Origin of the sequence: Microbispora sp. H13382, assembly GCF_014161445.1 — a bacterium.
Lineage (GTDB): Bacteria > Actinomycetota > Actinomycetes > Streptosporangiales > Streptosporangiaceae > Microbispora.
Window position 1 is genome coordinate 440,804 of the sequence record NZ_JABBXA010000005.1, and the last position, 12,504, is coordinate 453,307.

At 68.2% G+C, this 12,504-nt stretch carries 9 protein-coding genes; 6 read left to right on the forward strand and 3 right to left on the reverse strand.

Annotated features, from left to right (window positions below; translation table 11 throughout):
* Positions 1-361 precede the first annotated feature (361 nt).
* From HHX41_RS41735 to HHX41_RS13900, 3 genes are all read right to left on the reverse strand, one after another.
* On the reverse strand, positions 362-3,058 hold the full coding sequence (locus HHX41_RS41735) for an RICIN domain-containing protein (RefSeq protein ID WP_182906269.1): 2,697 nt from the start codon (positions 3,056-3,058) through the stop codon (positions 362-364).
* Positions 3,059-3,520: 462 nt separating this feature from the next.
* Entirely contained in the window at positions 3,521-4,360 is an 840-nt protein-coding gene (locus HHX41_RS13895) for an IS5 family transposase (RefSeq protein ID WP_182906270.1), read from the reverse strand.
* Positions 4,361-4,968: 608 nt separating this feature from the next.
* The gene (locus tag HHX41_RS13900; protein ID WP_182906271.1) at positions 4,969-6,222 is read right to left on the reverse strand and encodes a hypothetical protein; all 1,254 of its coding nucleotides are present in this window, start codon (positions 6,220-6,222) and stop codon (positions 4,969-4,971) included.
* 225 nt (positions 6,223-6,447) lie between these two features.
* Here HHX41_RS13900 and HHX41_RS13905 point away from each other — a divergent pair, with 225 nt between their 5' ends.
* The 6 genes from HHX41_RS13905 (at position 6,448) to HHX41_RS13930 (ending at position 12,473) form a co-directional block, all read left to right on the forward strand.
* Positions 6,448-7,011, forward strand: a complete 564-nt coding sequence (locus HHX41_RS13905; protein ID WP_182906272.1) for a dihydrofolate reductase family protein — start codon at positions 6,448-6,450, stop codon at positions 7,009-7,011.
* Positions 7,012-7,188: 177 nt separating this feature from the next.
* On the forward strand, positions 7,189-7,980 hold the full coding sequence (locus HHX41_RS13910) for a metalloregulator ArsR/SmtB family transcription factor (protein WP_182906273.1): 792 nt from the start codon (positions 7,189-7,191) through the stop codon (positions 7,978-7,980).
* Positions 7,981-8,164: 184 nt separating this feature from the next.
* A complete protein-coding gene (locus tag HHX41_RS13915) occupies positions 8,165-9,766 on the forward strand; it encodes a serine/threonine-protein kinase (RefSeq protein ID WP_182906274.1) in 1,602 nt (533 codons plus the stop codon).
* A 207-nt stretch (positions 9,767-9,973) separates the two neighbouring features.
* Entirely contained in the window at positions 9,974-11,155 is a 1,182-nt protein-coding gene (locus HHX41_RS13920) for a cytochrome P450 (RefSeq protein WP_182906275.1), read from the forward strand.
* Positions 11,152-11,340 (forward strand): ferredoxin, encoded by a 189-nt coding sequence (locus HHX41_RS13925; RefSeq protein WP_182906276.1) that lies wholly within the window; start codon positions 11,152-11,154, stop codon positions 11,338-11,340. The genes HHX41_RS13920 and HHX41_RS13925 overlap by 4 nt, the downstream gene beginning before the upstream one ends.
* Positions 11,337-12,473, forward strand: a complete 1,137-nt coding sequence (locus HHX41_RS13930; RefSeq protein ID WP_182906277.1) for an NAD(P)/FAD-dependent oxidoreductase — start codon at positions 11,337-11,339, stop codon at positions 12,471-12,473. The genes HHX41_RS13925 and HHX41_RS13930 overlap by 4 nt, the downstream gene beginning before the upstream one ends.
* Positions 12,474-12,504 lie beyond the last annotated feature (31 nt).

Consider the following 12,504-nt stretch of genomic DNA (forward strand, 5'->3'; position numbering starts at 1 on the left):
GCGACCAGGCCCGGGGTCTCCGCCGTGGGCGGCCTGACACTCGGACGATAAGGAGACCGCGGGCGCAAGGGATAAGGCATGCACCAGGTACAGCCACGCCGGTCGGCTGTCAGCACGACAGATATCGGGGGCACCAGATCAAGACCAGCTCATACGTCGTGTGAGCTGGTCTTTTCATGTCGTACGACTGTCGTGATCTTGCCGTTTTGCGACGGTGTTCGACGTGCGGCGACGAGGGCTGCGGGCAGCACGCGGGGCAGAGATCGCGCCATAGAGAGCGCAAGGCCCGCGTTGAGGAACAGGTGGGGTGGGCCGCGGGCGGTGCGCGTATGACCGTCCGCGGCCCGGTAAGACCCTCACATCAGCTGCGCAGGCTCCACTGCTGGTTCGCGCCGCCGTTGCACGACCACAGAATGAGCTTCGTACCGTTGGCGGTGCCGGCCGCGTTGGCGTCCAGGCACAACCCGGACTGCACACCGGTGATGGTGCCGTTGGAGTTGAGGTTCCACTGCTGGTTGTTCTGTCCGTTGCAGTCCCAGATGATCACCTGGGTGCCGTTCGAGGTGCCCTGGCCGTAGGCGTCCAGGCACTTGTTGCCGAACACCTGCAGCTGCTTGCCCGACGTGTACGTCCACCGCTGGTTGGTCTGTCCGTTGCAGTCCCACAGCTGCGCCTGAGCGCCGTTGGTCGCCGTGCCGCCGCTGACGTCCACACACCGGCCCGACTGGGCGCCCACGATCGTGCCGCTCTGCTGGCCGTTTCCGCCGCCGTTTCCTTGCCTGACGAGCGATTTCGACTCAGCCGATCGGTTCCCCTGGGCGTCCACGACGTAGAGCCGATAGTCACCGTTCGACGTCGGAACGGCGATGGAGGTCGCGGTTCCGCTTGCCCGAGTCATCGTGTTGCCGACGGCGAAGGACGTCGTACCCGGGGGAGCCAGCCAGACGGTCTTGCTCGAATCGCCGGCGCTCCGGATGGGAATCGATGTCACCCCGGCGGCGACGAACGTGCTGGCGGGCAGGACGTAGTCCGGCAGAGAAAGATTGCTCTGCGGGACGATGTTCCTGTACGCGTCCTCGAGTCCGGAGTTCACGGCGATGCCGTAGGCCTGTGACGGCCAGACATAGTCGGAATACACGAGGATGTCTTGGACCGTGCTGTTCGGCAGGTTCTTGTTGGAAACCTTATTGATGGGGCCGTATGTCTGCGTGATGCTCAGGTCGTGCTTACGCCCGAAGTCGTCGGAGTTGATGAGCCACGTGACGTTCTTGTCCACGCTCAGGACGTTGTCGCGGAAAGTCATGTTCCCCGAGCCCTCGTCCGGGTGGAGTCCGTACTTGTGACCGGACGGGACGCCCTGCAGATAGTTGTTGGTGATCGTGGTTCCCGGCTGGTTGCCCAGCGTGTAGATGGGTGCCGTGTCGCTCAGCCGCTGCACCGTGTCGATGATGTGGTTGTAGCTGATGGTGTTGTTCTTCGCCGTGGTGGTCGGCCGGTTGGGCGCGATCGAGCCTGACGATCCGTCGAAGTTCCACCACCCCCAGCCGAGCGTTATACCGGACCACGGGGTCTTCTCGATGCGATTGTGCTGGATAGACAGGCCGTCGGCGAAGTACGCCGAGATGGGGCTGTGCCCGTTGAACAACACGGCACTGTCGTAGATGTAGTTGTTCTTTATCTCGATGTTCTTGGGCGCGCCTTCGACCTGGGCGGGATACTTCTCGCGATTCGACGAGGTGTAGTCCCCGATGTAGACATGCTGGGGATGACCCACGGAGATGGCGGATCCGGCGATGTCGTTGGTGTAGTTCCCGATCAACTGCGTGTTCACCACGTCGTTGGCCATGGTGATTCCGTCGACGCCGGTGTGCTGTATCCGGTTGTTCTGCAGGACGAGCCCGTCGGCGTTCTCGATCTGGATCATGCCCGGTGCCAGGTCGACATTGCGGTAGTAGTAGGCGTGGAAGTTCTGCTTGGCGTAGGCGAGCGCGCCGAGATTGCCCTGCTGGGCCTGCTTGAGCACCGAGCCCGCCACGTTGAACAGGTTCCAGTCGGAGTGCTGGACCGTGAGGCCGGAGAACGTGATGTTCCGGGCGCGGCTGCTCGTGGAGGTGCCGGCGACCCTGATAAGGGTGGACACATTGTTCGGTGCCCAGACCGCCGCGGTCGTCATGTCTTCCGAGTTCGCCTTGTAGTAGTACAACGTCCGGCTCGTCTTGTCGAAGAAGAACTCGCCCGGCGTGTCCAGGAACTCGTAGGCGTTCATGACCTTGTGGGTGCCGCCGATCTGGGCGTTCCCGTTGAAGGCGCCTTGGGCGATGGCGGCTCCCGGCTGCTGGAACAGAGCTATACGGTTCGAGCCCTCAGTGGTGACCTGCCGGACTCCCACGATGGCCGTGGTCCAGGTCGTCGACGTCTCTATTTCGATGTCGTCCTGATTGGCGGCGATGGCGGGAAAATCGCTCAGGCCGTACTTCGCGCCCGCGCACTGAGAACCCGATTCCCACGCCCAGGACGCCTGTCCTGCCGTGATGGTGTAGGTGCCGTAGCACCCCTGCGAGCCTATTGTTTTCGAAGCCATGTACGCTCGCTTGTCGTTGACATAGAGCGCACGGAGCTTGTTGCCGCGATTCAGCGGGGCTTTCCAGATGTTACCGCTGTGCTGCGTCCATCCGGTCACCTGGACGCCTCCAGTGAGGACCGGCGTCTCGTTCTGGTACGCGGCGTATATGACCCGGAATCCATTCGTGCCGGAGTCGGCCGGCGTGAAGTCGATCGTGCTGCCGACCGGATAGTTGCCCCCGCGGAGGTACACGTAGATGTCGCCTGTCATGGCGGCGTTCACCGTGCGAACGACGTCCCTCGCGCGCTGCAGGGTTCTGAACGGTGACGTGATCGTTCCAGGGTTGGCGTCGTTGCCGTCGGGGGCGACGTAGTAGGTTGCCTGGGTCGCCGCAGAGGCCGGGGTACTACCTGTGAAGGTCGGCAGCAACACAGCGGCGACGAACACCGCAAGCGCTGCTAACGCCTTTCCAGTGGTGGACAGGGCTGACTTCACGCTCTGTTCCTTTCGCTGGTTCCGAGCAGATTTTCGCCGCGAAATCACCCCGCCTCAGCAGAACTCATCGGGGTGTGCCATTGCGCGGGCGTGGCGCCTTGTCTTGCATTTGCCGACATCGATCGGAGGGTCGTGCACCTTTGCGGGCCGGGGGGTCGGCCGCCCTCACGCCATGCACGGCAATCGCCGTAGAGCGTGGGCCTCGGCAGGCTCGTCGTCGGGAAGGCCGAATGTCCTCATCGCGGGATGAGCGGTGCCGGCCCGATTTTTCGCGCACCGAGCATCCGTCATAAGCGGCTCACGGGCCCTCCAGTAGGCGAAGGACGAGCCTGCCGGTGCTGTAGGAGTCCTGGCCGTCCACCCCGGCCCCGCGCTGACGAGGGTCACGCCGCCGGGGCGCGAGGTCGCCTCATATCACGCCCTAAGAGGGTGTTTGATCCCATAAGTTCCGTTTGTTTCGGATTATGCGCCGCGCCAGGTGGGGGTGGATTCGCCGGTGAGTCGGCGGGTCATGAGGTCGATCATGGCGAGGTGGATCATGGCTTCGGAGCGGGCGGGCAGGGCTTCGTAGTCGCGGACCAGGCGGCGGTGGAGCATCAGCCAGCCGAAGGTGCGCTCCACCGTCCAGCGGCGTGGCAGAGGAGTGAATCCCTTGGTGGCGGGGTCTTTGCGGACGACTTCCAGGTCGATGCCGAGCGTGGCGCTGTGTTCGATGACGCTGGTGCGGTAGGCGCTGTCGGCCCAGGTCTTGGTGATCGTGGGGTGGGTGGCGGCGACCTGGGTGAGCAGGTGGCGGCCGGCGGTGGGATCGGACACGCTGGCGGCGGTGACCAGCACCGCGAGCAGCAGTCCGAGGGTGTCGGTGACGATGCTGCGCTTGCGGCCGACGATCTTCTTGCCCGCGTCGATGCCCTGGGTGGCGGCGGGGACGTTGGTCGAGGTCTTGACGCTCTGGGCGTCGATCACGCAGGCGGTCGGTTCGGGGTCACGGCCTTCCGCCGTGCGGACTAATCGCCGTAGCATGCCGCTGAGCTGGGTGAATACGCCGTCTTTCTGCCAGTGGGCGAAGTAGCCGTAGACGGTGGCCCAGGGCGGGTAGTCGTGGGGCAGGTAGCGCCAGGGGATGCCGGTGCGGTCGACGTAGAGGATGGCGTTGAAGATGGCACGCAGGTCGTGCTGGGGAGGGCGGCCGATGTCCAGGCCTCTGCCCCGGCGTTCGGCGCGCCAGGCGGTCAGTACGGGTTCGACGAGCTTCCAGCGGGCGTCGGACAGGTCGCTGGGGTACGGTCGCTGCTCGGTCATGACCGTGGCGTAGCGCTGCGCGAGGGCTTCGCCCAGATGCGTGGAGGACAGGCCAGGCAATTGGGGCCGTGGCGGTCAGGTGCCGTCATGCGTACATGGCGGGCGTCTCAGGATCAAACAGAAGAACATGCCCATAAAGGCACTTGAGGATGTCTCATCCGAACCGCGGGGCGCACAGCCGCTCTGACGCCTCGACGGCGGCCGTGGTAGCACTCACAAGAAGTGGTACTTTTCGCCACCTTTCGGGCTGAAACACCCTCTAAGAATGTGTGGCAGAGGTGGCGCTACCATTTCGAGGGGAAACGTATGACGTATGCCGACTGATGTCTAGCGGTAAGATCGCATCGACAGGGGTGCCTCGCGACAGCCGACGGAGCGCGGGAAGGCGCACCTTCGTCCACCCTCAAGCGCCGCGACGCCGGGTGATCTTCCGCGACATGGTGGACCTCCCGCGGGCCGCGGTGGGACGCCGCCGGTCATGCGTACGATCTGCCAGGTCAGGAGCCGGTGTCGCCGTCTCCGCGCCGGTTGCCGGCGGCAACTTTCATCCGACCGCCTCCACTCGGCCTGAGGAGCGACAGGAACCGAGCTGGTCGACTCGCTGGAGGTCAGGTCGCGGGTACGGCGGCGTAGGCCGGAATCGTGCCGAGGAAGGATCCGTCGGCGACCGGTAGGCCATACCAGAGGTAGTACGGCGGCAACTCGCGCACCGTGAATCGCTGTGGGCAGCCGTCGGGGTTGGTGCACCGCAACATGGTTCGGCCCGACGCGCAGGTGGCGAGCACGTCGGGATCGACCGGGTACAGGCGTGGATTCGCGTTCGTCAGGAAACCGGACACGTCGATGGCCGCCGGGCGTGGCTGCGGTGTGCTGCAGTGCGGGCACTGCAGCAGCGGTACGGTCCAGAATTCGTCCGCGAACACTTCGTCACGCGCCAGGGCCAGCCGGGTCGGGCGCAATGCGCGCAGGACCGTCGTGCTCTCCGGTGCCATGAGGTTGGGGTGACTGTTGGTGAAGTATCTGGCCAGGCGCCGTTCCGCGGCATCGTCGAGTTCGGCCACGTACTTCTCGGGCCCGGGTGTGACGCGCCCGGTAGACGGATCGAACGCCACCAGCCTGTCCGACTTGCCGAAGTAGGGTAAGCAGATCAGTTCCCCCTGGGTGAACCACGATCCGAGGTACTGCGGAGTGTCGACGATCCACGTCTCGCGTGCGGCGGCGACCACATCGCTGATGATCGCGAGGACGTTCCACCGGATCAGCGCGGGCAGCACCGCGTCCGGATGCGCCAACTGCCCGGCATCGAACATCCGCACGACCTGGCGGCGGCCGTCGTGGTGCTCGCCGTTCTCCAGCGCGGTTCGTAGCGCCTGCGCGGCGCGGACATCCGTGCCGCGGTAGCTGATGAAGATGTCCGGCCGCTGTGAACTCCCGCCCTTCGGCATGCCGACGGCACCCCGGGCCCGCTGGAGGAGCGAGGGCTTCCCCTGTGCGGCCAACTCCCGCACCTGGGTCGCCACCCAGGCGGCGATGTCGTCGGCCCCGAGGCGGTCCGGGTACAGCGCGGCACCGCCGGTGCGTGCCGGCGAGACATTGAGCGGAAAGTACGACCGGGACACGGCAAGGACACGGTCATGCCGCCACGGATACGCCATCGCGGTGTACCGATGCGCCGGCGAATGTGGAGTGAGGTCAAGCACCACGGCATCTGCCGTGAGCACAGACTTGGCCAGCGCGAACGGTTGCGTACTCGGGACGACCCGCACCGTGACGTCGAACGGAAGCGACTGAAGGCGCTGCCGGATCAGCTCGGCCATGGCGGCCCCCTCGTTGTCGAGGGTGGGGAACAAGTCGACCTTCATCGCATCCGAGCCTTCCACTCCGGACAGCCGTCGGCGCAGTTCCCCGTGGCATGCGACCGCGGTTGACGCTACCCCCGGCAAGGCCCGCGGCCAAGTGTCACGGTCGGCACGCATGGATCTGCTCGGCGGCTTCGATCAGAGCCGTCTGATGCGTGGGTGACCGTCAGGAGGCGCCGGCCGGACCCGCGGTCGTACTGTTGGACCCGTTGACGAGGAGGGCTTGCGATGCGCAGCGTGACCTATTCGATGGGCGTCTCACTTGACGGCTACATCGTCGGGCCGGATGGCGACTTCGACTGGTCGGCGCCCGACGCGGAGGTCTTCCGATTCGTCACGGACGAGATACGCAAGGTCGGCGTCCATCTGATGGGGCGACGGCTGTACGAGACGATGCTGTACTGGGAGACCGCCGACCAGGATCCGTCGCTCGACGACTCGATGATCGAGTGGACCGCGCTCTGGAAGCCGCTGCCAAAGGTGGTGTTCTCCACCACGCTGGCGGAGGTGCAGGGAAATGCCCGCCTGGCATTCGGCGGGCCGGCGGAGGAGATCGAGCGGTTGCGAGCCGAGCCGGGGGAGGGCGACATCGCGATCGGCGGCGCGACTCTCGCCGCACAGGCGGCCGGGTTGGGTCTGATCGACGAGTACCGGGCCCGGGTCTACCCGGTGCTGGTCGGCGGTGGCATCCCGTTCTTCCCCCAGTGCGAGCGCCAGGTGGATCTCGAACTCGTCGAGGCCCGCACCTTCAGCTCGAGAGTCGTCTACCTCCGCTACCGCGTGGCGCGCTGACCCTGTCGCCGTCCCTGCGCGTGCGCCCCGGCACCCGCGGACCGTGCCGAGCATGATCAGGATTCCGCAGGCGCCCGGCGTAACCGCGTGCCTTGACAGGCAACCATTTGGCTGCCTAAGTTAAAGGCAACCGAATGGCTGCATATCGCAGGTGGCAACCCGGATACGAGGGCGGGCATGGACGAGGTGTTCAAGGCGCTGGCCGATCCGAGCCGGCGCGCGCTGCTCGACTCGCTCAACGCCCGCAACGGGCAGACGCTGCGCGAGCTGTGCGCCGGCCTCGACATGACCAGGCAGTCCGTCAGCAAGCACCTCGCGGTGCTGGAGGAGGCCGGGCTCGTCGCCACCGTACGGCGGGGCCGGGAGAAGCTGCACTATCTCAACGCCGCGCCCGTGCACGAGATCGCCCATCGGTGGATCAGCCGCTACGACCGGGCCAGGGTCCAAGCCCTGGCGGACCTGAAACTCGCCCTGGAGGAGAACCCGATGGACGCGCCGACCTTCGTCTACACCACCTACATCCGCACCACTCCGCAGAAGCTCTGGCAGGCGCTGACCGAGCCCGCCTTCACCCGCCGCTACTGGGCCACGGAGTTCACCACGGACTGGTCCGTCGGCTCACCGATGACCTGGGACAACCACGGTGTGCTGATCAGTGACCCGGAGCAGGTCGTGCTGGAGGCCGAACCCTACAGTCGGCTCTCCTACACCTGGCACGCCATCACCCCGGAGCTCGCCAAGCGCTTCGACTGGGACGAGGAGTTGCTCGCCCGGCTGTCCGGCGAGGCCCGCTCGAAGGTCACCTTCACGCTTGAGGAGACCGGGCAGGTCGTGAAGCTCACCGTCGTGCACGACGGCTTCGAGCCCGGATCGAGCATGGCCGAGATGGTCAGCCACGGCTGGCCGGGCGTGGTGGCGAGCCTGAAGTCGCTGCTGGAGACCGGCGAACCGCTGCCGGACGACGCGTGACCTCCCCGTCAGGGCTCGACGACGTCGCGAGGTGCCGCGCGGTGGTGGTCGCAGGCGTCGGCGAAGCGACTCGATGAGGGCCTGTCCGAGCGACATGGAGCGGCGTGGGCTCGCCTTCGTCGTCGGCGTTCGGCTGTGGTGAGGCGTACCGCACCGCGGCCCCGCGTCGCTAGGGTTCGGTGCCATGGTCACTCCTCTGGAGCCCGACGACCCGCGCGTCCTGGGTGAGTTCACGCTGACGGGACGGCTCGGCGAGGGCGGGCAGGGGGTGGTGTTCCTCGGCCGGTCGCCCCGCGGGGAACCGGTCGCGGTGAAGGTGCTCAAGTCGGGGCTCGACTCGTCGGTGAAGGAGCGGCTAATCCGCGAGCTCGACGCGATGCGGGGAGTCGCGCCCTTCTGCACCGCCCGGGTGCTGACCGCGGTGGTCGACGGACGGATGCCGTACGTGGTGAGCGAGTTCATCGACGGGCCGTCTCTGCAACAGCGGGTCGATTCCGGCGGGCCGCTGGGGGGCGGCGAATTGGAGCGCCTCGCGGTCGGTACGGCCACGGCGCTGGCGGCCATTCACGCGGCCGGGATCGTGCACCGGGACTTCAAGCCCGCCAACGTGCTGCTGGGGCCGGACGGCCCACGGGTGGTGGACTTCGGCATCGCCCGGCAGGGCGCGAGTGACACGATCACGGCGGGCCCGGTCGGCACCCCGGCCTACCTGGCTCCCGAGCAGATCGCCGGAGACCCGGCCACGCCCGCCTGCGACGTGTTCGCCTGGGGAGCCACGATCGTCTTCGCCGCCACGGGCCGAGCGGCCTTCGGCGCCGCCAGCGTCCCGGCCGTCATGCACCGGATCCTGACCGCCGAGCCCGACGCCTCGGCACTGCCCGGGTCGCTGCGCGGGGTGGTCGAACGATGCCTCGCCAAGGATCCCGCGCGCCGACCGGCCTCCCGTGACCTGCTGCTGGAACTCGTCGGGTCCGCCCCCGACCCGCTTCGGGCGGGCGCGGCCGCGGCGACCACCAGGCCGGAAGACGTACGGCAGGGCGGGACGACCGCGATCCTCCCGGCCTTCCCGGGCGCCGGCCCGGCCGGGACATCTCCGTCGGGTTCGGAGACCACCGGGGTGGGCGGCCGCCGGCAGGCTTCCCGTGCCGGGATCGTCGCCGGGGCGGTGGCCGCCGTGGCCGCGGTGTCGGTCACCGCCGCTCTTCTGGGGCCGCGCCTGCTGTCCAGCGGCACGGCCGCCACCTCGCCGCACACAGCCACGACGACCGTCTCGCACACCGCCGGATCACCGGCACCGCCCGCCGACGCCACGCCGGGGGAAACCGTCACAGACTACGACGGCGCACCCCAGGACGACGTCGGCGCGGGGCAGGACGAGACCGCGACGACGGACGAGACCGCGACGACGGACGACACCGCGGGAGACGCCACAGCGACTCCGAAGACCGCTCCCGTGCCGTCGACCACGCCGGGCGGGACCGTTCCGGCCGCGTTCGCCGGCACCTGGGGAGGTCATCTCGAGCCCGACCAACTCGTGGGAACCAGCGAGACCGACGTCCAGATCGTGCTGGAGCCGGGCGGGCGCACCGGAAGCTGGAAGGACACCAACAGCTCATGCCGGGGAAGTCTGACGCTGACGCGCAGCTCCGGCACGGCACTCGTCTTCCGGCTGGGCACGTGCGCCGCGGGCAGGGTCACCCTGATCCAGACCGGCGAAGGGCTCGCCTACCGATGGGACGGCGACGAAGGCGACGTCACCTTCCAGGGCCTCCTGATCAGGGACTGACCAGTCCGTACGGAGACCTCGGGGTCAAGGAACCCGCGGTGCCGGCCGGACCTTCCTGCCCGTCACCACCAGTCGAGCCGGAGGTGCGCGGACACGCTCGGGTCATGCATGTGATTCATGGCAGCTCATGTAGAACATGTGTTTGCGTGATGTGGTGTGCGGTCATTTCACTGGGTTCACCGATTACCGACCCGAGGTGTGAACCCGATGACCGACTCAGCCCCTCCCGTCTCCGACCTCGACCTGTTCGACGACGAGGTGCTCGTCGATCCCTATCCGTCCTACGCGGCGCTGCGCGCTCTCGGAGGTGTCGTCCGTCTGCCGGCGAACGACGTCTACGCGCTCACGAGGTACGACGTGATCCGCGACGCCCTGGGGGACTGGGAGATCTTCTCCTCGGCCGGGGCCATCGGCTTCAACCCGGCGGTCAACGAGGCGCTGAGCGGCACGTCCCTCGCCTCGGACCCGCCGGTGCACACCCGGCTGCGGGCGACCCTGACCGCGAACCTGTCGCCGCGGGCGCTCCGCGGACTCAAGAAGAGCATCGACGCCAAGGCCGACGCGCTCGTCGGGGAGCTGGTCGCCAAGGGTTCCTTCGATGCCATCGACGCGCTGGCCCGCGCCTTCCCGCTCGAGGTCGTCGCGGATCTCATCGGGTTCACCGGCCACGTCCGCGCCAACATGCTGCGCTGGGGCCAGGCGGCGATGCAGGTCATCGGCCCGATGAACCAGCGCACGGCGGAGTGCTTCCCGATCGCGGGCGAGCTGTACGACTGGTGCTCCAACGTCACCGCCGACGACCTGGCGCCCGGCTCGGTGGGACGCGGCATCTTCGAGGCCGAGGCGCGCGGCGACATCCCGCCCGGCACGGCCGGCCACATCATCCACCAGTACCTCGGCGCCGGTGTCGACACCACGATCGCCTCCATCGGGAACATCGTCGCCCTTTTCGCGGCGCACCCCGATCAGCTCGCGCTGGTGCGGGAGAACCCGTCGCTGGTGCCGGCCGCGTTCAACGAGGTGCTCCGCTACTGGGCCCCGGTCCATGCCTGGGGGCGTCGTACGACCCGGAATGTGGAGATCGACGGTGTCCTGGTCCCGGAGGGGGCGAAGGTCGCGATCCTCTTCGGCGCCGGCAACCGGGACCCGCGCCACTACGAGAACCCCGACGAGTTCCTGGTCGAGCGCAACCCGATCGACCACCTGTCGTTCGGTTACGGCCCGCACGGCTGCGCCGGTCAGGGCCTGGCCCGCCTGGAGGCGCACGCGGTCGTCGAAGCCTTGTCGCGCCGCGTCGCGCGGCTCGTCGTCGGCACCGAGGTGCGGGTGCCGAGCAACATCACCCGGAGCATCGAAGAGCTCCCCGTCCTGGAGGTGGTCCCCGCATGAAGATCGTCGTCAACCGTCCCCGCTGTGAAGGGCACGGCCTGTGTGAGGAGGCCGCGCCGCAGCTGATGCACCTGGACGACGACGGCGAGCTCGTCCTCGACCGCGAGGAGATCGGCGAGGCCGATATCCCACTGGCCAACGCCGCCGTCCGGGTCTGCCCGGTCGCGGCGCTGCGCGTCGAATGAGTACGCCGATCAAGCGGGTCGTCGTCGTCGGCAACGGCATCGCCGGCCTCACTGCGGCGGACTCGCTGCGGGAAAGCGGGTTCGACGGTGAGCTGACCATCGTCGGCGACGAGCCGCACGCGGCGTACAGCCGTCCGGCACTGTCGAAGGCGCTCCTGCTCGACGGCGACGACGTGTCGTCCCACGAGCTGCCGCCGGCCACGCACGGGGCGGACGAGATCCTCGGCGTCCGGGCTTCCGGACTCGACGTGGAGCGCCGGCTCGTCAGGCTCGACGACGGCGCCGCGCTGCCGTACGACCGGCTCGTGATCGCCTCAGGCTCCCGCGCACGGCGGCTGTCCGACCTGCCCGAAGAGCTCACCTTGCGGGGACTCGACGACGCCCTGTCCTTGCGCGGCCGGCTCGCCGCGCGTCCGTCGGTCGTCGTGGTCGGCGGTGGACCGCTCGGCATGGAGATCGCCTCGGGATGCCTGGCGGCGGGCTGCGAGGTCACGCTCGTCTCCGAGGGACTCCCGATGACCGCGCGACTGGGGCCCTATCTGGCCGGCGTCTTCGTCAGGGCCGCGCTGGACCGGGGGCTCACCATCGTCGAGTCCGGCGCCGCACGACTCGAGCGGCACGGGGGAGGCGCCCGGGTCGTCCTGAACGACGGCGCCGTTGTCGAGGCCGATCTCCTGGTGTCCGCGGCCGGCGACGTGCCCAACACGGAGTGGCTCGCGGACACGGACCTGGCGACGGAGGGCGGCCTGCGGGTCGACGCGCGCGGACTCGTGCGTCCCGAAATCGCGGCGGCCGGCGACGTGGCGGCGTTCCCCTCGCCTGGCGGCGCGCGGCGCGTTCCGCTCTGGAGCAGTGCGATCGAGCAGGCGAAGGTGGCCGCGGCCGCCCTCGTACGAGGGGACGAGACACCGCCGCTCCGGTTCCAGCCGTACTTCTGGACCGAGCAGTTCGGGCTCAACCTCAAGGCCGTGGGCGATCTTCCGGTCCACGGAGCGCCGGCGTACGTCGAGGGAGGGCCCGGCGGACCGGCCCTGATGCGCTGGTCGCACGCCGACGGCTCCGGCGTGGCCGTGGCGCTGGACTATCGGATCCCGATACCCCGGCTGCGCCGCCTGAGCAGGGCCGGCGCGTAGAGTTCCTCGCGATGAACGGCGAGGGTGCGGG